The organism is Brevundimonas sp. MYb52 (assembly GCF_002979535.1).
In the GTDB taxonomy this organism is placed as follows: Bacteria; Pseudomonadota; Alphaproteobacteria; order Caulobacterales; family Caulobacteraceae; genus Brevundimonas.
Map to the genome: position 1 here is coordinate 585,286 of NZ_PCPB01000001.1, position 18,531 is coordinate 603,816.

Here is an 18,531-nt window from a genome sequence, read left to right on the forward strand (position 1 = left end):
GGCCCTCCTCGGGATCGGAACGAATGCGAATATCGAAGAAGGCAGCGGTGGTCGTCGCAGGCGGCCTGCTGGTCGGCGGCGGCCTGATTTACGTGACCCAGGGGCAGCCAGGGCAGGGCGCCGCGGCAGCCGCTGCGCCGGGGGCGCCGACGGTGCCGGTGGCCCAGGCCATCACCCGCGAGATTGCCCCGGCAGCCGAATTCACCGGCAGCCTGGCGTCGCCCGAAACAGTAGAATTGCGGCCACAGGTCGGTGGTCCGATCCAGAGCGTGAGCGTGCCCGAGGGCGGGTTCGTACGCCGCGGGCAGGTGCTGTTCCAGCTGGATCCCCGGCCGTTCCAGGTCGCGCTCGACGCCGCCCAGGCCCAGCTTCGGCAGGCGGAGGTCCAGTTGACCCAGGCCGAGGCGGATTTCGGTCGCGCCGAACGCCTGGCGCCCAATGGCGCCGTCTCGGCGCGGACCCTGGAGACGGCGCGCTCCACGCAACGCGAAAGGCAGGCCCAGGTTCAGGCGGCCCGCGCCACGGTGAGCGCGGCGCGCTTGAACCTCTCATATGCCCGTGTGACCGCGCCCATCAGCGGCCGCGTCGATCGGATCATGACGACCCAAGGCAATGTGGCGACAGCGGGCGTGACCGTGCTGACGACGATCGTCTCGGTCGATCCGCTTCAGGTCTATTTCGACATAGACGAGGCGACCTATCTGGACTTCGTCGCCCGGGCGCGCCCGGACAGCGCCGGTCGCACGACGGCGAAACTGCCGGTGCGCATCGGCCTGATGAACGAGGAGGGGTATCCTCATTCGGGCGTGCTCGACTTCATCGGGGCCCAGATCAATCGCGGCACGGGCACGGTGCGAGCCCGCGCCGTGATCGCCAACCCCAATGGTCGGCTGGCGCCCGGCTTGTTCGCGCGGGTTCGACTGGACACCGCCGCCCCGCGTCAGGCCGTGCTCATAGACGACCAGGCCGTCGGCACGGATCAGGGCCAGACCTATGTCCTGATCCTGGGGGCAGGGAACAAGGTCGAGTATCGCCCCGTCACCCTCGGCCGGGTCGTGGACGGGCTGCGCGTCGTGGAGAGCGGACTGCAGTCCGGTGAGACGATCGTCATCAAGGGGCTGGTGCGCCCGGGAATGCAGGTCACGCCTCAGCGCACGCCCATGCAGGCGCCTGCCGCCGTTGCCGTTTCCGCCGCGCCAGCGGCGACGCCCGCCGCGGAGGCGGCGCGATGAAGTTTCCCCGTTTTTTCATCGACCGCCCGATCTTCGCGGTCGTGCTTTCGGTGCTGATGCTGATCGCCGGCGGGCTGGCCCTCCTGCGCCTGCCGCTCAGCGAATATCCGGCTGTGACCCCGCCCATGGTTCAGGTGACGGCCGCCTATCCGGGAGCGAGCCCTGACGTCGTCGCCGAGACCGTGGCCGCGCCGCTCGAGCAGGCCATCAACGGCGTCGAGAACATGCTCTATATGAGCTCCCAGGCGTCCAGCGACGGGCGGATGTCGATCAGCATCTCGTTCAAACAGGGGACGGATCCGGATCTTGCGCAGATCCAGGTGCAGAACCGGGTGGCGCGCGCCCTGCCGCGTCTGCCGCCGGAAGTGCAGCAGATGGGGGTGGTCACGGACAAGACCTCTCCCGATGTCCTGATGGTGGTGCACATGCGCGCCACGGACAAACGCTATGACCCGCTCCACGTCTCCAACTATGCAGCCCTCAACGTTCGCGATGAACTGGCGCGGCTGCCCGGCGTGGCCAATGTCCTCATCAGCGGGGTCGGGGAGTACGCCATGCGCGTCTGGCTAGACCCGGCCAAGGTCGCGGCCATGGGGCTCACCGCCAGCGATGTCGTCGCCGCGATCCGCGAACAGAACGTCCAGGTGGCCGCCGGTTCGGTCGGCCAGCAGCCCGATGCCCGCTCGGCCTATCAGATTTCCGTCAACGCCCTGGGACGACTGACCACGGTGGAACAGTTCGGCGACATTGTCGTCAAGGCCGGCGCAGACGGTCAGACCGTCAAGCTGAGCGACGTGGCGCGGATCGAGATGGGGTCGGACGCCTACACCATGCGCAGCCTGCTCAACGGCGAGCCTGCCGTGGCCATGCAGATCCTGCAGAGCCCGGGAGCCAATGCGCTCGACGGCTCGAAAGCCGTGCGGGCGACCATGGAGCGTCTTCAGGCCGATTTCCCGGAAGGGCTGAAATACGAGATCGCCTATGACCCCACCGTCTTCGTGCGGGCTTCGCTGAACTCGGTCGCCGTGACCCTGCTCGAGGCGACCCTGCTGGTGGTCCTTGTGGTGGTGCTCTTCCTGCAAAGCTGGCGGGCGTCCATCATTCCCCTGGTCGCCGTACCCATCTCCCTGGTGGGCACGCTGGCCATGATGCATCTGTTCGGCTTCTCGCTGAACACCCTGTCCCTGTTCGGTCTGGTGCTGTCGATCGGCATCGTCGTCGATGACGCCATCGTTGTCGTCGAGAATGTCGAACGGCACATCGCCCTGGGCAAGTCGCCCAAGGAGGCGGCGCGCGCGGCCATGGACGAGGTGACGGGGCCGATCCTGGCCATCACCGCCGTGCTGGCGGCGGTCTTCATTCCGTCCGCCTTCCTGTCCGGGCTGCAGGGCGAGTTCTATCGTCAGTTCGCCCTGACCATCGCCATTTCGACGATTCTCTCGGCGATCAACTCGCTGACGCTTTCGCCGGCTCTCGCCGCTGTCCTGCTTCGTCCTCACCATGGTGATGCGAAGCGCGACCGACTGACCCGCCTGATCGATCGCCTGTTTGGCGGCTTCTTCTCGCGCTTCAACCGCTTCTTCGACAAGTCGTCCGAACGCTACGTCTGGTCGGTGCGCCGCGTCGTTCGCGCCAGCGGCGTCGTCGGCATCCTCTATCTGGGCTTCCTCGGCCTGACCTGGCTGGGCTTCCATCAGGTTCCGGCCGGCTTCCTGCCGATGCAGGACAAGTATTTCCTGGTGGGCGTGGCCCAGCTTCCGACGGGCGCATCGCTCGATCGGACGGAGGCCGTCGTCAAACGGATGTCGGACACGGCCATGGCCGAGCCGGGCGTCCAGAGCGTGGTCGCCTTCCCCGGGCTCTCGCCCAACGGCGGGGCCAATCTGCCCAACTCCGCGCTGATGTTCATCATGCTCGATGACTTCGACGAGCGGACAACATCCGAACTTTCGGCCAACGCTATCGCCGGCAAGCTGATGGGCAAGTTCAGCCAGATCCCCGACGGGTTCGTGGGCGTGTTCCCGCCGCCGCCGGTTCCGGGCCTCGGCGCCCTGGGCGGGTTCAAGCTTCAGATCGAGGATCGGGCAGGCCTGGGCTATCAGGCGCTCGCCCAGGCGCAAGGAGCGGTTATGGCCAAGGCCATGCAGGCGCCGGAACTGGTCGGCATGCTGGCCAGCTTCCAGACCAATGCTCCGCAGGTCCAGGTCAATGTGGACCGCGTCAAGGCCAAGGCCCAGGGCGTGGACCTGTCCGCCGTCTTCGAGACGATGCAGATCAATCTTGGGTCAGTCTACGTCAACGACTTCAATCGCTTCGGTCGAACCTATCGCGTCATGGTTCAGGCTGACGCCCCCTTCCGCGAGCAGGCGGAGGACATCGGCCTGCTGAAGGTGCGCAACGCCGCCGGAGAGATGATCCCGCTATCCGCCCTGGTCACCGTCACCCGCAGCACAGGGCCGGACCGGGTCATGCACTACAACGGCTATCCGTCGGCCGACATCAGCGGCAGTCCGGCGCCGGGCTATTCCTCGGGTCAGGCCACGGCGGCGATCGAGAAGATCCTCGCGGAAACCCTGCCGCCCGGCATGACCTATGAGTGGACCGATCTGACCTTCCAGGAGAAGCAGGGCGGCAATACCGCCATGTTTGTCTTCCCTCTGGCGGTGCTGCTGGCCTTCCTCATCCTGGCCGCCCAGTACAACAGCTGGTCGCTGCCCCTGGCCGTTCTGCTGATCGCGCCGATGGCCCTCCTGTCCGCCATCGTGGGCGTTTGGCTCTCGGGGGGAGACAACAACATCTTCACCCAGATCGGCTTCGTGGTTCTCGTCGGTCTGGCCGCCAAGAACGCGATCCTGATCGTGGAGTTTGCGCGCGCCAAGGAGGATGAGGGCGTCGATCCGCTGAACGCCGTGCTTGAGGCGGCGCGGCTTCGCCTTCGACCGATCCTCATGACGTCGCTCGCCTTCATCGCCGGGGTCGTGCCCCTGGTGCTGGCTTCGGGCGCGGGCGCGGAGATGCGTCAGGCCATGGGGGTGGCCGTCTTCGCCGGCATGATCGGCGTGACGATCTTCGGTTTGATCCTGACGCCGGTCTTCTACGTCGCCGTTCGCCGCTTCGCGACGCGCGGGAAGCCTCGCGCTGCGCCGGTGACGGCGGTCGCGCCGGACTGACCTCCAGAGCCTCAATCAGCCCCCATCCGTCGCCGCCTGGTCGGCGGCGGATGGTCGGGGCCTTCACCTCCAGATTTCAAGGATCGCCATGTCTGCTGTTCCTCCCGCCGCTTCGCTTGGAAGCGGCGTCTTGCGCCCCCGAGGCGCTCATCCCTCCAGGTTGTCGCGTCATGCTGCGGCACTGACGGCCTTCGCCCTCATGGGCGGCTGCGCCCTGTCGCCGGCCTATCAACGCCCGGCGGCGCCCGTTGAAAGCGCCTTTCCGACCGGGGGCGCCTATGGTTCGGCGGTCTCGATCTCCCTTGCCGGCGCGGCCGCCGATATCGGCTGGCGCGACTTCTTCCAGGATCCCATCCTGCAGACCCTGATCGAGACCGCCCTCGACAACAACCGCGACATCCGCATTGCGGCCCTCAACGTCGAGACGGCGCGGGCGACCTATCGCGTGCGGCGCGCCGACCTCCTGCCGCAGTTGGACGGCGTGGTGTCGTCGACATCTCAGCGCACGCCGGCCGATCTCGCGCCGCCCGGAGCGCCCGAGATCACCCGCGCCTACCAGGCATCCGGGGCGGTTTCGGCCTGGGAGCTGGATCTCTGGGGGCGGATCCGCAGCCTGAACGATCAGGCCCTGGCCGCCTATCTGGCCCAGGAGGAGACCAGGATGTCGGCCCAGCTCTCGCTCATGGCCGAGGTCGCCAACGCCTATCTGACGCTGCGCGCCGATCAGGCGATGCTGCGTCTGGCCGAGGAAACGGTCGAGACTCAAACACGCGCCTTCGCCCTGACCCGGGAGCGGGCCGAGGCCGGCGAGGCCGGGCGGATCGACATGCATCAGGCCGAGGCGGCCCTGCGCGGCGCTGAGGCGGATCGCGCCGCCTATCAGCGGCAGGCGGCACGCGACCGAAATGCTCTGGTTGTTCTTCTTGGGCGCCCGCTGACTCCGGAGCTGAGCGCAGGCCTGGATGGGGCGGTCACCCTGCCGGACGACCTGGCCATGGCCGATTTGCCGCCAGGCCTGCCGTCAGACCTGCTCATCCGTCGCCCGGATATCCGGGCGGCGGAACAGGCCTTGATGTCGGCGAACGCCAACATCGGCGCGGCGCGCGCGGCCTTCTTCCCGACCGTCAGCCTGACCGGATCGATCGGTTCGGCCAGCAGCGATCTCGACAACCTCTTTTCGTCCGGCGCGCAGGCGTGGAGCTTTGGGCCGCAGATCACCGCGCCGCTTTTCAGGGGCGGGGCTCTGCGCGCCAGCCTCGATCGCGCGCATCTGCTCAAGCAGATCGAGGTCGCCCGCTACGAGCGGACGGTCCAGGTCGCCTTCCGCGAAGTGGCGGACGGACTGTCGGGACTGGGGACGTTCAATGAGCAGATCCACTCGGAGAGGCTGAGGGTCGAGGCGAGCCAGACGACCTATGACCTGGCTGAGCAACGCTTCCGCGAGGGCGAGGACAGCTATCTCGTCGTCCTGGACGCCCAGCGAACCCTTTATAGCTCGCAGCAGGGGCTGATCCGTGCGCGCCTGATGCGCCTGAGCAATCTCGTCGATCTATACAAGGCCCTCGGCGGCGGATGGACGGAGCACGCTGTGACTACGGCCCGCTCTGTTGAATCTGAAGCCTGAGGACAGTCAGGACCGGACGCCTGCCGGCTTTCGCCGCGTCCGGTCCTGAAGCTCTCCTTCCGGCGCGCAACCCGACCGCTGATGACCGGCCATCGCAACAGCGCTGGTGAAGCCGGGATGATGCTCTATGTATGAAGACATGATCACGCATCATACACATCGCAGCTGAGCGCCCGGCCCATGTCCCACGCCGCTTCTCCGTCCGTTTCTCCGTCGGAACCCGGATCTCTCTCGACGGGCCAACTGGTGCTGCTGGCGGAAACCTTTCGGTTGCTGGGCGATCCGACGCGTCTGCGCATCCTCATGTACTGCCTGAACCAGCCGAGAGCCGTGGGCGACATCGCCGGGAGCCTGGGCCTGTCGCAGACCCTGGTCAGTCATCACCTGCGCCTCCTGCGGGGCGCGCGCCTGATGCGCGGCGTGCGGCAGTCGCGGCAGATCTTCTATGAAGTCGCCGACAGCCACGTGAGCGACGTCCTGACCGACATGGCCAGCCACATCCAGGAAGACCACGCCGAGGACTGAGGGCGCGCTTCCAGTCTCCAGTCTCAAGAACCTCAAGACCTGGGCCTCATGCAAAAAGGCGCGCCGACATGCGGCGCGCCCGAAGTTGGGGCAGGGACCAGGGCAGGTGTCTGGCGTCGGGCCTAGTTCTCCCGTTGGGCCAGCCAGGCCTTCATCATCGCGATCTCGCCTTCCTGGGCGGTGATGACGTTTCGGGCGAGGGCGTTCACCTCGGGGTCCTTGCCGTGCTCGAGCGCGACCCTGGCCATGTCTATGGCTCCCTGGTGGTGAGGGATCATGCCGCGCATGAAGTCGGCGTCGGCGTCGCCGGTGAACTCGATGGCCATGTCGGCGTGCATGCGGTCGTTGGCGGCCTGATAGGCGGCGACAACAGGGTCGCTGGAGCGCTCGGCGGCCGCGTGATGAGAACTGTCCATATTGGAAGGAGCTTCTTTCTGGTTGGAAGGGGGGCGGGTGAGGAAGAGGACGGCGACGAGGGCGCCGACGATGAAGATGAGTGGAAGGGTTCGCATGGCGAAGGCGCCTTCCAGGGCTAGAGGAGGCGGGCGGTGTAGCCGTCGTCGGCGAGCGCCCTGATCACGGCGTCGGCGTCGGCGGTCGTGTCCAGGCTGATCCGGCGCGCCACGGTGTCAGTCTCGATCCTGGCGTCCGGGTCGATGGCGGCGATGGCCATGGTGACGTGTTTGACGCACGATCCGCACGTCATGTCGTCGATTTGAAACTGCATGCAGGCTCTCCTTCCGGGTAGGTGATGGGAAGAGGAATGCCCCTTCCAACGCTTGGCGGGTCAAGCGTTGGATCGGAGGGAATTACGCCCTGGTCCTCGAAACGCCGGCGCGGTCGTGTCTCATTGCATGGGACGGGCGACGGCGCCGCGGCGAGGCTGGATGGACCGGTCCTCATCCTTCGTGCCGGTCTCGAGGCTTTGCAGGATGGGGCAGTGGGGGCGGTGGTCGCCGTGGCAGGCGTTGACGAGCATGGTCAGGGTATGAGCCATGTCCTGCAGGCCCTTGATCTTCTTTTCCAGTCCGTCGATGTGGCCCTGGGCCATGCGCTTGACCTCGGCGCTCTGGCGGGTTTCGTCGCGCCAGAGGCCGAGAAGGTCGCTGATCTCGGCGACCGAGAACCCCAGGTCGCGGGCGCGCCGGATGAAGCGCAGCATATAGGCGTCGGTGTCCGAATAGTCGCGGTAGCCGGACGCCTTGCGGTCAGCAGCCGGAATGAGGCCGGTCTGCTCGTAATAGCGGATCATCTTGGCGGAAACGCCCGAGGCCTTTGAAGCCTGTCCAATATTCATCGGTATTCTCCCTGGAGGGTGCGGCGGCCGGCCCGAAGGCAGGGCCGGCTGCCGCAGGGTTTGTCAGTGGGGCGCCTTGAACGAGCGTAGCCGCAGCGCATTGCCGAGCACGAAGACGCTCGACAGGGCCATGGCGCCGGCGGCGAAGACGGGCGACAGCAGGACGCCGTAGGCCGGATAGAGAAGGCCCGCCGCGACCGGGACCAGGGCCGTATTGTAGGCGAAGGCCCAGAACAGGTTCTGGCGGATGTTGCCGATCGTCGCCTTCGACAGGGCGATCGCGTTCGGCACGCCCTGCAGGCTGCCGGACATCAGGACCACGTCCGCCGCCTCGATGGCGATGTCGGTGCCTGAGCCGATGGCGAGGCCCACGTCTGCTTCCGCCAGGGCCGGGGCGTCGTTGATGCCGTCGCCGACGAAGGCGACCTTGCCGTACCTGGCCCTGAGGCGGCGAACCGCCTCGACCTTGCCGTCAGGCAGGACCTCGGCCACCACCTCGTCGATGCCCAGTCGAGCCGCGATGGCTCCGGCCGTGCGGGCGTTGTCGCCGGTGATCATCGCGACCTTGAGGTCAAGCGCGTGCAGGGCCTTGATCGCGGCCGGCGTGGCCGCCTTGATCGGGTCGGCGACGGCGATGACGGCTGCAAGCCTGCCGTCGATGGCGGCGTAGAGGGGCGACTTGCCCTCGTCGCCCAGACGCTCGGCGACCTTGGAGAAGGCGGCGACGTCGAGGCCGAGATCGACCATGTAACGATCGGCGCCGATCTCGATGCGTTGGCCCTCGACCATGGCCCTGACACCGAAGCCGGTGACGGATTCGAAGTCCGAGACGGCCCGCAGGGGCAGGCCTTCCGCGGCGGCAGCATCGACGATAGCGCTAGCGATCGGGTGTTCCGACCGGGCCTCGACAGCGGCCACCAGACCCAGGACATTGGATCGCTCGAACCCGGCAGCCAGTTCCAGATCGGTCAGGGACGGCTTGCCCTCGGTCAGGGTGCCGGTCTTGTCCAGCGCCACGACCCTGGCGTCCTTCAGCAGTTGAAGGGCTTCACCCTTGCGGAACAGGACGCCGAGTTCGGCGCCGCGGCCGGTGCCCACCATGATGGAGGTCGGGGTGGCCAGGCCCATGGCGCAGGGGCAGGCGATGATCAGGACGGCGACGGCGTTGACCAGGGCGAAGGTCAGCGCCGGCGACGGTCCGAAGAAGAGCCAGGCGGCAAAGGTCAGCGCCGCGACGAGGAAGACCGCCGGCACGAACCACATGGTGACCTTGTCGACCAGGGCCTGGATCGGCAGCTTGGAGCCCTGGGCCTCTTCGACCATGCGGATGATCTGCGAAAGCACGGTGTCGCCGCCGACGGCCGTGGCGCGGTAGGCGATCGCGCCCTTCTGGTTGACCGTGCCGCCGACGACCGCGCTGCCGGGAGATTTGGAAACGGGGATCGGCTCGCCGGTGATCATCGACTCGTCGACATAGCTGGCGCCTTCGACCACCTCGCCGTCGACCGGCAGGCGCTCGCCGGGGCGAACCTCGACGATATCGCCGGCAACGACTGAACTTATCGGCAGGTCGACCGTCTGGCCGTCACGACGGACGCGCGCCGTCTTGGCCTGAAGTCCGGCCAGGCGCTTGATCGCTTCGGAGGTCCGGCCCTTGGCGCGGGCCTCGAGCAGGCGACCGAGCAGGATCAGGGTCACGATGACCGCAGCGGCTTCAAAATAGACGTTGATCGTGCCGGGCGGGAGGACGCCGGGCGTGAGGGTGGCGACCAGGGAATAGCCGTAGGCGGCCAGAGAGCCGACCGCCACGAGCGAGTTCATGTCGGGGGCGAGGCGCCACAGGGCCGGCAGGCCCTTCTTGTAGAAACGGATGCCTGGAATGAAGAGGACCAGGGTGGTCAGGACGAACTGGATGTACCAGTTGTTCTGCATGCCGATGGTCGCCTCGATGAGGCCGTGCACGCCCGGGATGAGGTGCGATCCCATTTCAAGAAGGAAGACCGGTAAGGTGAGCGCCGCCGCGATGGTGAAGTCGCGGGTCAGTTCGCGACGTTCCGCATCCTTCTTCTCGGCGCGCTCAGCGTTTTCGTCGCCATCGCCGGCGGACTGGCCGATCAGCCTGGCCTCATATCCGGCATCCTTGACGGCCGAGATCAGGATGGCGGCCTCGACGCTTCCCTGGATCGTGGCGCGCTCGGTCGCCAGGTTGACGACCGCCTCGGTCACCCCGGGGACCGCTTTCAGGGCGCGCTCGATGCGGCCGACGCAGGAGGCGCAGGTCATGCCCTCGATCGACAGTTCCGTGGCTCCGACCGAGCCCGAGGTCTGCTCCGGCACTGAATAGCCGGAGTCTTCGACGGCTTTGACAAGCCTGTCGCGGGCGACGACCGAACTGGTCTTGATGCTGGCTCGTTCCGTCGCCAGGTTGACCGAGACGGTTTCAACGCCGGGGACGGCCTTCAGCGCCCTTTCGATACGACCGACGCAGGAGGCGCAGGTCATGCCCTCGATAGGGAGCGATATCGCTCCGGAGAAGTCTGTTGCTCGAACGGGGGCATTCATAGCCGCCTCCTTTTCTCGTTCCGAATTTCAAGTTCGGACGGAGGCTGGGGCTTCCAACCATGGGAAGGTCAACACCCGTTTTTCTCGCTTGGATTCCCTTGACCCTGACAGGGTTGGAAGCCCCAGCTTGAGTGACATGAGACCCAGAAAAGGAGAGATCTCATGGAACTCCGAATAGAGAGCATGACCTGCGGGGGCTGCGCCCGATCCGTGACCCGGGCGATCCAGTCCGTCGATCCGAACGCCAGGGTTGAGACCGATCCTGCCTCCCGGACGGTCAAGGTCGAGACGACGGCGACATCGGACGCTGTTCGGCAGGTTCTTGAAGAGGCCGGGTATCCGGCTGCTGCGGATTGAGAAGTCGAGGTTCAGGTCTGGCCCGGAGCAGCGACTGAAACAGAGGCCCGCCGCGAGCATTCTCGCGGCGGGCCTTTTCATTGGGTCTCGACCGTCACAGAGCGAACCGGCGTTAGAGGCTCGTCCTGGGTAAAGAAGACGTCGGCGTGCATGTCTTCCCTCCGCAGGCCGAGGGCAAAGGTCGCCTTCATTGCCGCGTCCACCATCTGCGGCGGGCCGGCGACATAGGCTTTCCAGCCGTTGAGATCGGCGAGGTCCTCTTCAACGGCCTGCGTCACGTATCCGCTCCGATATTGCGCGGACGGCGCTTCGGACAGAACGGGGGTGAAGGCCAGGTTGGCATGCTGTCTGGCGAGCGCCTGAAAATGCGCGCCGAGGTAGAGATCGCGCTCGGCCCGAACCCCGAAGTAGACATGGATCAGTTGCCTCATGCCGTGGGCGAGGGCGGTTTCGACAATCGACTTGATGGGCGCGAGCCCTGAGCCGCCAGCGACGCACAGGATGGGGCCGGAATGATGCTGGCGCAGGGAAGAAGATCCGAGAGGGAGTTCGAGCTCGGCCCTGTCGCCGATCCTCAAAACGCCATGCACATGCGCTGATGTCGCGCCTCCCGGAACACGGCGAATGTGGAATTCGAGGCTGTCATCGCCCTGTCGGCTGGCCATGGAGTAGCTGCGGGCGGGAACCCCGTTGAAGCTGACCTGTGCATATTGTCCGGCGGAAAAGTGCAAGGTCTCGCTGTCCTGAGGGGCTATCCGGACCAATTTGATGTCGTGGGTGAGGTCTTCAAGCCAGGTCACGACGCCGGTCAGGCGGCGTGAGGGGAAGGCGGCGTCAGTTTCGTCGTCGCCGAGCCAGGCCACGGCCGCATCCGTCAGGGGAAGCGCCCGACAGGCCAGGATCAGGCCATCGGCCTTTTCGTCATCTGTGAGGGCGAAGCGCGAATGCGGCAGAAGCTCCACCTCGCCTTCGATCAGTCGGGACTTGCAGGCGCCGCAGCGTCCGGACCTGCAGCCGTGAGGATAGGGAATGCCGGCGGCGAGCGCCGCCTCCAGGAGGGTCTGACCCGCCTGGACTTCGGGACGGATCCGGGCTTGCCGGATGTCAACGCGTCTGGCTGTCATGCCCGCTTCCTCACAGGCCTTGCAGTCCAAGCGCCCTGATCAGACCGGGCTTCTGGCTCTGGAATGTGCCGTAGAAGATGTCGGAGCCGACAATGCTGATGGGGGCGACCCGGACCCCCGTGCGCGCCTTGGCCTCTTCGGCGATAAGCGGGTCGGTGAGGTCGCGTTCCTCGTAGGCGATGCCCTTTTCGGCGAGCCAGCGCTTGAGCGCATGACAGTCTGGGCAGGTCGGGGTCGTGTAGATGAGGATAGGGGGTGCGTTGGCGTCGGTCATGGTCGTGCCCTTTTCGGAATTCGCCGGTGTTCCTCGCGGGCCGAACGGCTGCGGCGCCGCCGGTGGAGAGGAAGATTGTCGTCAGCGTGGGGCTTCCAGCGCTGGCAAGGTCAAGGGGGGCGGAGGAAAGGGGAGAGCTGAACGACCGGATGGAGGCGATGGGCGTTTTCATGCGCCAGCAGCGCCTGCTTTCGCTCCGGGCCGCCGCTGTATCCGGTCATCTGGCCGTCAGCCGACAGAATCCGATGGCAGGGGATGAGGATGGACAGGGGGTTGAGGGCGTTGGCGCGACCGACGGCGCGCGCGGAGCTCGACGGCTCCATGCGTCTGGCGAGGTCGCCGTAGGACAGGACCGATCCATAGGGCGTATCGCGAAGGCCTCGCCAGGCTCGCTGCAGGAAGGCGCTGCCTTGCGGCGCCAGATCGACGTCGAAGCGACGACGCCTGCCGTCGAAATACTCGGCCAGCTGGAGCGCCACGTGCGCGACCGCTTCAGGGGAGGCCGCGCCTGAAATGAGCCTGTTGGCCTCCTCGCGGTAACTGTCGTCCTCGAAATCAAGGCGAACGACGGCGCCTTTCGGATCGACGACGGCGGACATGCGTCCCAACGGGGTGTCGATCCAGCTCCAACGGAAGGGCGTCATACGCGATGTCCGGCGTCCTGAGCGTGGCCGGTGAAGGCCCGTCTCCAGTGGAGCAGGGGCCGGCCAGCGCCGACCTCCGCCGAGGCGACAAGGGCGGTGACCAGGACATGGTCTCCGAAGGTCGTCCTGTCCCGCACTAAAGCCGTCATCCAGGCGGCCGCGCCTTCGAGGCGCGGCGCGCCTTCCGCGTGGCTCAGCTTCAGCCCGGCGAAGCGGTCATCGCCCCGCCGTGAGAACCGCGTCGCGATCTCGGCCTGGCTCTCGCTCAGGAGCTGGATTCCGATCACCATCCCAGGTTGGAGACGTTGCAGCACGCTGCTGTCCTGCATCAGGGTGAACATCAACAGGGGCGGGGCGAGCGACAGGGGCGACAGGGTCCCGACCGTGACGCCGCCCGGGTCGGAAGCCGGACCGGTTGTCACGATGCAGACGGCCGTCGGCAGATGTGCGAAGGCTCTCTTGAAGTCCTCGGGCTGCACCTGCGTGCTCTCCCTCGTCACCATGACGAAGGGAGGGGCGGGGGCGCGTCGTGGGACGGGAAGAGGGGCAGAACCTCTTCAGCCAGCTCCTGGATGATCTCGGCGGGCGGACGCTCGGCGAACTGCATGCCCAGCGCGGCGTGGTTGACCCCGGCGTCGCGCCACTCGCCCAGCAGGTCGATTAGGCCCTTGCGGCCGGTGCGCAGGACAAAGCCGCCCTGCATCGGCGTGCGCGGGAAGTCGGGATCTTCAACCAGATCGAGCCACTCATTGGTCATGTGAGGGCGGAAGCCGCCGTCGGGAATGCCTGAGCGCCAGGCCCTGATCTTCTCCGCCAACTGCCGGGGGCCTTCCGGCGTATGGGTCGACTGCGGATAGGTGAGCCAGCCGTCGGCGTATCGGCTGATCCACGACAGGTCCTGACGGCTGGACCCGGTGACCATCAGGGGGATGCGTCCGGCGGCTGGCTTGGGCAGAAGGTCGGCGGCGCCCGCCATGACGCCGAGGGGGGACTGGATGGAGGGGCGGGTCTCGCCGGTCAGCCGTCGAAAGACTGAAACGGTCTCGGCGAACCGCTCGCCACGAGTGTCACGATCCAGGCCATAGGCGGGAAACTCAACCGGCCGGTCGCCCGAGGCTATGCCCAGGACAAGGCGTCCGCCGGACAACTGGTCGATGGTCGTGGCCGCCTTGGCGAGGTCGATCGGGTGGCGAAGCGAGAAGACGGCGCTGCCCGTGGCCAGGGCGATCCGCTGTGTCCTGGCGGCGAGGTAGGCCAGGTAGGTGAAGGGGTCGAACACCTGGCCGGCGTCGCCGAAACCAGGATCGTAGAGCGGCACGTCGCGCACCCAGACGGCGGCGAAGCCCAGGCGGTCGATCTCGGTCACGAGGTCGGCCTGGCCCTCGAGCACGCGCATGTCGCCCTGATAGAAGCGCAGCGGCAGGAAGACGCCGATCGTCAGCTGGTTCGGCGCGAACATGCGGCGATAGCCGGGGTGGTCCGCGAAGGCGTCGATGGACGCGCCGAGAGGCGCGGGCATGCCGCGCGCGAGAAGGGAGGTCGTCATGAGGATGTCCTTGAAGGGCGAGCCTAGGGGGCGGTCGCGATTTCAGGCAGGGCGACGCCGCGCTGGACGGCGGGGCGAGCGGCGACCTGTCGATGCCAGCGCGTCAGGTGCTTGTGGTGCGAGAAGTCGATGCCGCTGACGCTGGCGATATGGGTCCAACCGAAGGTGGCGATGTCGGCGATGGAATAGTCGTCGCCGGCCAGCCATTCCTGGTCCGCCAGCCGTCCGTCGAGGGTCGTAAAGGCGGCCTCGGTCAGATCTCGGTAGCGGTCGATGGCGGCGGGAATCGGCTCGGCCGCGAACATCTCGAAATGGACGCGCTGGCCCAGGATGGGGCTGGTGCTGGAGGCGTGGAAGATCAGCCACTGGATCGCCTCCCAGCGCGCCTTGAAGTCGGTCGGCAGCAGGCGTCCGGACTTCTCGGCCAGGTACAGCAGTATGGCGGCGGATTCGAAGAGGATGACGCCGGTCTCGTCGTCGGTGATGACGGGAATTCGACCGTGGGGATTCAGCGCCAGGAAGGCCGGGGTTCGATGGTCGCCGTCGTCGATCTTCACATGGTGAAGGCGGTAGGGAAGGCCCAGCTCTTCCAGGGCGATGGTGGCCTTGTAGCCGTTTGGCGAGGCCGTGGTGTAGAGGGTGATCATCGGGCTTGCCGCCCGGCGTGCGGTTGAAACATCCTGGTCCTCGACTGAAAGACCGGAGCTTGACTAAACTCCTGATTGATCGTTTCAGGCGTGCATTGTCTCAATCGGGCGAAGCGAATGGAAACGATCGCTTCTGACCTTAAAGTGTAGGTGAACTAAACTATGGGTCGCGTACTTCCCCTACTGGCTCTGCGCGCCTTTGTCGAGACAGGGCGCAAGGGCAGCCTGAAGGCCGCCGCCGAGGCCATGGGGGTGACGTCGGGCGCCGTCAGCCAGCAGATTCGGCTGCTGGAGCAAAGGGTCGGCGCGCCCCTGTTCACACGCACCCGCTACGGCGTCCGCCTGACCGAGGCCGGCGTGCGGGCTCACCCGGACCTGCTGCGCGCCTTCGACCAGATCGAGCGCAGCCTGGACAGCCTGGAAGCCGCCGCCGCGCGCAAGACCGTGACGGTCAGCACCGTGCCCTCCTTCGCCGCTTCCTGGCTGGCCCCGCGGCTGGGGCGGTTCACCGAAGCGCATCCGGAGGTCGAGGTGCGCGTCGAAGCCTCGGGCAAGCTGGTCGACCTGCGGCGTGACCGGATCGACGTGGCGATACGCCATGGGCTGGGCGACTATCCAGGACTTGAGGCCCGTCATCTGATGACGCCGGTCTTCCTGCCGGTCGCCTGCCCGGAGCTGTTGAAGACCGGGCCAATGATCCGTAGGCCCGCCGACTGCCTCGGCTATCCTCTGCTCCAGGATTCAGATCGCGCCGATTGGCGTCTTTGGCTGAAGGCCCACGGCGTCGAAGGCGACCCTCTAGCCGAGCGGGGATCGTCGTTCGACGACGACTTCACGCTGATCCGGGCCGCCATATCGGGGCAGGGACTGGCCCTGGTCCGGGACATCTACGCGGCTGACGAGTTGGCGTCTGGACGGTTGGCCTTGGCCCTGGACTGTTCCTGGCCGTCACGGTTCGCCTACTACAGCCTGACGCTGGCCGGGACGATACCTCGCCCCGAAGTCGAGGCCTTCGTGTCCTGGCTGGATGAAGAGGCGGGGGCTTGAAGGCGCGCGGCGCCGTTGGCGAGAGGCCTTTTCTCAGCTGATGATGGGTGCGCCCGTATGGCGAATGGGTCGCTGTCCTGATCCGGCCTATGGAGCGGGATCTCCCGTCATAGGCGCCTGTTTCCCCCATGATCTCCCTGCAGAAACTCGAAGGCTCCGTCGTCGTTGTCACGGGAGCCGGCCGGGGGCTGGGCGCGGCCCTGGCCATCAGTCTGGCCGAGGTGGGGAGCCGGCCAATCCTTTGCGGTCGCAGGCGCGAGGCGCTCGAGGGCGTGGCTTCGACCATCCTTGAGCGGACCGGATTGCAGGCGAAGCTCGTCGAACTGGACCTCGGCGACGCCGCCAGCGTGGCGCGGGCCGTGGCGCAGCTGAAGGCCGAGCACGAGGTCGTCGACATCCTGATCAACAATGGGGCGATGTGGCTTGAACGAAGCGAGGAGGATCATCACCCCGAGGAGGTTCTGGGGGTGGTGAACGCGGCCGTTTCAGGGACCTTCCTCCTGACGCAGGGCCTGATGCCCTTGCTGCATGGGTCGGTCCGCCCGGACATTGTGACCATCGGGTCGATCGGCGGCCTGCCGAACGCCGCCATCCAGACGGTGTCTGTGCCCTTCTACGCCGCCAAGCGGGCTCAAGCCGCCCTCGCTGAAGGGCTGGCCCAGATGCTGGTCGGAACGCCCGTTCGGTCCCCCGTCGTACACCCGCCCTATCTCGAAGATATCGAGCCCGGTGGAGAGGCGTGGGAGAGTGCGTCTCAGCGTCGCAAGGGGGAGCGCGCGACCAACCGGGACATCGTGGACGCGGTGTTGTTAGCAGTGACGCGGCCCCGGCACGTCTCCCTGTCGATCATTGTCGACGCCGACGAAGGCGGGCGCTTCTCGTCTACCCAGGCCTAGGCGACGGGCGCCCGCCAGAATGTTCGGCTGCTGCGCCGCTTCGGAGCGTCGCGGCGACGGTCCTCGAACCTGGAGATTTCGCCTGAGCGGCGCCTTCTATTCGGCCGCCGGACGGATTGAGCAGGCTGCCGGCCGCGACAGGGACCTGGGGGTGGAACTAGGTGCGACTGGCGGTTTCGGCGGCGAAGCGGATCTGCTGCCCGTATGACAGCTCCAGCGTATTGCCGTCGGGATCACTGATATAGGTCCAGTAGCCGACCGGGTGCCCGCTGTCGGTCGGGGGCGAGCGAAGAATGCCCTGGGCGTCGGCCATGGCGGCCATGCGGTCCACCTCCGTCTTGCTGGCGCAGGCCAGGCCCAGATGGCCGAAAGGCCCCAGCGGGGTGTCCGCCAGCTCGGTCGACTTGACCAGGACGACGACGAAGGCGCGCTCGGCGCGGATTTCTGACTGAAGAAGGCTTCGGAGCCATCGAGTTCCTGAACGCAAGCGGCGAGGTGATCCACACCATTGCGCCGGAGTCGGATCTCTAGGGCGCAAGGCTCAACCTGCACGCCCTGCGTCTCCGATGGGGGCCCTGACGCCCTGACGAAGCAGCGCCCCGACGAAGCCGCGTCCAGGCAACGGCGCGCCCCGGCCTTCACATTCGAAAGAAACGGACATGCGTTTATCGATTTTCACGGCAAGCGTGGTTCTGACCTGCCTGTTGTCCAGTCCGGTCCGGGCGCAGTCGAGCGCGACCCTCGACATATCAGACGTCGATCTCTTCTATCGTCTCTACGATGCGACCGACGGCAGACCGACCGCCGAGCAGATCCAGTCAGGCTATATCGACGTCGGATCGCCAGGCTTGCGCACGTTCTTCGACGCCAGACGCACGACGGCGGTTCGCGTCGCCGAGGCTATAGTCTCGAGACCGGAAATCTATCGACAGGCCAGGGCGTGTTCGAGCGTCCTGCCGCAGGTCAAAGGCCAGGTCGACGCAGCCTTGGCAAAACTCGTAAGCCTCTATCCGGAGGCTCGTCTCCCCTCTGTCACCCTGGCTGTGGGCCGCGGCCGCCCCGTCGCTATCGGCAGTTCGGTCACGGGCATACAGGTCGGGCTGGAAGCCCTGTGTGCAACGGACTTCATTGAAGCTGACATCGAGAGCCGGTTCGTGGGCGTTCTGGTGCACGAATATGTTCATGCCCAGCCGAACCCGGGGCTGACAGAGAAGACGGACCTGACCGTCCTCGAAACCGCCTTGCTCGAGGGCGGCGCCGAGTTTGTCACCGAGGTGCTGATCGGTCGTCCCGCATATACCTATTTCGGCCCCCTGGTCCGGGGGCGGGAGCATGAAATCGAGGTCGCATTCAGTGCTGATATGGACAAGACCGACCTGTCGGAGTGGTTCTATAATTCCACCAAGGATAAGCCGTCGGACATCGGCTACTGGGTCGGCTACCGCATCGCCAAAAGCTATTACGAAAAGGCCCCCGACAAGACGGCCGCGCTAAAGAACATCCTTGAGTTTTCGGATGCTCAAGCCTTCCTTGCCGCAAGCGGTTGGAGGCTTGGAGTTGGCTCGACAGAATAGGGCGGCTTGGAG

Annotated in this window: 19 protein-coding genes; 8 read left to right on the forward strand and 11 right to left on the reverse strand. The window is 66.5% G+C overall.

All coding sequences use genetic code 11. The features are described 5' to 3' along the window. The first annotated feature begins 23 nt into the window (after nt 1-23). From CQ039_RS02865 to CQ039_RS02880, 4 genes are all read left to right on the forward strand, one after another. Nucleotides 24-1,232, forward strand: a complete 1,209-nt coding sequence (locus CQ039_RS02865; protein WP_233190113.1) for an efflux RND transporter periplasmic adaptor subunit — start codon at nt 24-26, stop codon at nt 1,230-1,232. Then, nucleotides 1,229-4,402: an efflux RND transporter permease subunit gene (locus CQ039_RS02870; RefSeq protein ID WP_105562208.1), complete on the forward strand. Its 3,174-nt coding sequence runs from the start codon at nt 1,229-1,231 to the stop codon at nt 4,400-4,402. The genes CQ039_RS02865 and CQ039_RS02870 overlap by 4 nt, the downstream gene beginning before the upstream one ends. A gap of 160 nt (nt 4,403-4,562) precedes the next feature. Continuing rightward, nucleotides 4,563-6,026 carry an efflux transporter outer membrane subunit gene (locus CQ039_RS02875; protein WP_255413083.1) on the forward strand — a complete coding sequence of 488 codons (1,464 nt, stop codon included), beginning with the start codon at nt 4,563-4,565 and terminating at the stop codon, nt 6,024-6,026. A 180-nt stretch (nt 6,027-6,206) separates the two neighbouring features. After that, complete coding sequence (locus CQ039_RS02880; protein ID WP_105562206.1) at nt 6,207-6,551, forward strand: helix-turn-helix transcriptional regulator; 345 nt, start codon at nt 6,207-6,209, stop codon at nt 6,549-6,551. Nucleotides 6,552-6,673: 122 nt separating this feature from the next. On the opposite strand, the gene CQ039_RS02885 is transcribed toward CQ039_RS02880, so the two are convergent. The 4 genes from CQ039_RS02885 to CQ039_RS02900 all read right to left on the reverse strand — a co-directional run bounded on the left by CQ039_RS02885 (nt 6,674) and on the right by CQ039_RS02900 (nt 10,410). Beyond that, the gene (locus CQ039_RS02885; RefSeq protein WP_233190112.1) at nt 6,674-6,967 is read right to left on the reverse strand and encodes a DUF305 domain-containing protein; all 294 of its coding nucleotides are present in this window, start codon (nt 6,965-6,967) and stop codon (nt 6,674-6,676) included. 116 nt (nt 6,968-7,083) lie between these two features. After that, complete coding sequence (locus CQ039_RS02890) at nt 7,084-7,278, reverse strand: heavy-metal-associated domain-containing protein (protein ID WP_105562204.1); 195 nt, start codon at nt 7,276-7,278, stop codon at nt 7,084-7,086. A gap of 120 nt (nt 7,279-7,398) precedes the next feature. Further along, nucleotides 7,399-7,848, reverse strand: coding sequence for a Cu(I)-responsive transcriptional regulator (gene cueR, locus CQ039_RS02895; protein ID WP_105562203.1), 450 nt, complete (start codon nt 7,846-7,848; stop codon nt 7,399-7,401). A 63-nt stretch (nt 7,849-7,911) separates the two neighbouring features. Next, nucleotides 7,912-10,410, reverse strand: coding sequence for a heavy metal translocating P-type ATPase (locus CQ039_RS02900; RefSeq protein ID WP_105562202.1), 2,499 nt, complete (start codon nt 10,408-10,410; stop codon nt 7,912-7,914). Nucleotides 10,411-10,572: 162 nt separating this feature from the next. On the opposite strand from CQ039_RS02900, the gene CQ039_RS02905 reads away from it, so the two are divergent. Beyond that, nucleotides 10,573-10,767, forward strand: coding sequence for a heavy-metal-associated domain-containing protein (locus tag CQ039_RS02905; RefSeq protein WP_105562201.1), 195 nt, complete (start codon nt 10,573-10,575; stop codon nt 10,765-10,767). A 77-nt stretch (nt 10,768-10,844) separates the two neighbouring features. Here CQ039_RS02905 and CQ039_RS02910 read toward each other — a convergent pair whose 3' ends face one another. The 6 genes from CQ039_RS02910 to CQ039_RS02935 all read right to left on the reverse strand — a co-directional run bounded on the left by CQ039_RS02910 (nt 10,845) and on the right by CQ039_RS02935 (nt 15,002). Then, complete coding sequence (locus CQ039_RS02910) at nt 10,845-11,891, reverse strand: 2Fe-2S iron-sulfur cluster-binding protein (protein ID WP_105562200.1); 1,047 nt, start codon at nt 11,889-11,891, stop codon at nt 10,845-10,847. Between the two features lie 10 nt (nt 11,892-11,901). Then, entirely contained in the window at nt 11,902-12,165 is a 264-nt protein-coding gene (locus tag CQ039_RS02915) for a glutaredoxin family protein (RefSeq protein WP_105562199.1), read from the reverse strand. Between the two features lie 110 nt (nt 12,166-12,275). Continuing rightward, a complete protein-coding gene (locus CQ039_RS02920) occupies nt 12,276-12,764 on the reverse strand; it encodes a methylated-DNA--[protein]-cysteine S-methyltransferase (protein ID WP_105562379.1) in 489 nt (162 codons plus the stop codon). 41 nt (nt 12,765-12,805) lie between these two features. Next, on the reverse strand, nt 12,806-13,288 hold the full coding sequence (locus CQ039_RS02925; RefSeq protein ID WP_158255976.1) for a flavin reductase family protein: 483 nt from the start codon (nt 13,286-13,288) through the stop codon (nt 12,806-12,808). 17 nt (nt 13,289-13,305) lie between these two features. Beyond that, the gene (locus CQ039_RS02930; protein WP_199183595.1) at nt 13,306-14,355 is read right to left on the reverse strand and encodes an LLM class oxidoreductase; all 1,050 of its coding nucleotides are present in this window, start codon (nt 14,353-14,355) and stop codon (nt 13,306-13,308) included. Between the two features lie 23 nt (nt 14,356-14,378). After that, nucleotides 14,379-15,002 carry a glutathione S-transferase family protein gene (locus CQ039_RS02935; RefSeq protein ID WP_105565020.1) on the reverse strand — a complete coding sequence of 208 codons (624 nt, stop codon included), beginning with the start codon at nt 15,000-15,002 and terminating at the stop codon, nt 14,379-14,381. A 162-nt stretch (nt 15,003-15,164) separates the two neighbouring features. On the opposite strand from CQ039_RS02935, the gene CQ039_RS02940 reads away from it, so the two are divergent. Both CQ039_RS02940 and CQ039_RS02945 read left to right on the forward strand, forming a co-directional pair. Beyond that, nucleotides 15,165-16,049, forward strand: a complete 885-nt coding sequence (locus tag CQ039_RS02940; RefSeq protein WP_105565021.1) for a LysR substrate-binding domain-containing protein — start codon at nt 15,165-15,167, stop codon at nt 16,047-16,049. Between the two features lie 128 nt (nt 16,050-16,177). Further along, entirely contained in the window at nt 16,178-16,945 is a 768-nt protein-coding gene (locus CQ039_RS02945) for an SDR family oxidoreductase (RefSeq protein ID WP_105565022.1), read from the forward strand. A 157-nt stretch (nt 16,946-17,102) separates the two neighbouring features. Here the strand turns inward: CQ039_RS02945 and CQ039_RS02950 are convergent, their stop codons facing one another. Beyond that, nucleotides 17,103-17,432, reverse strand: a complete 330-nt coding sequence (locus CQ039_RS02950; RefSeq protein WP_105565023.1) for a hypothetical protein — start codon at nt 17,430-17,432, stop codon at nt 17,103-17,105. A gap of 172 nt (nt 17,433-17,604) precedes the next feature. Between CQ039_RS02950 and CQ039_RS02955 the strand changes: the two genes are divergently transcribed. Next, nucleotides 17,605-18,519 carry a DUF2268 domain-containing putative Zn-dependent protease gene (locus CQ039_RS02955; RefSeq protein ID WP_105714861.1) on the forward strand — a complete coding sequence of 305 codons (915 nt, stop codon included), beginning with the start codon at nt 17,605-17,607 and terminating at the stop codon, nt 18,517-18,519. Nucleotides 18,520-18,531 lie beyond the last annotated feature (12 nt).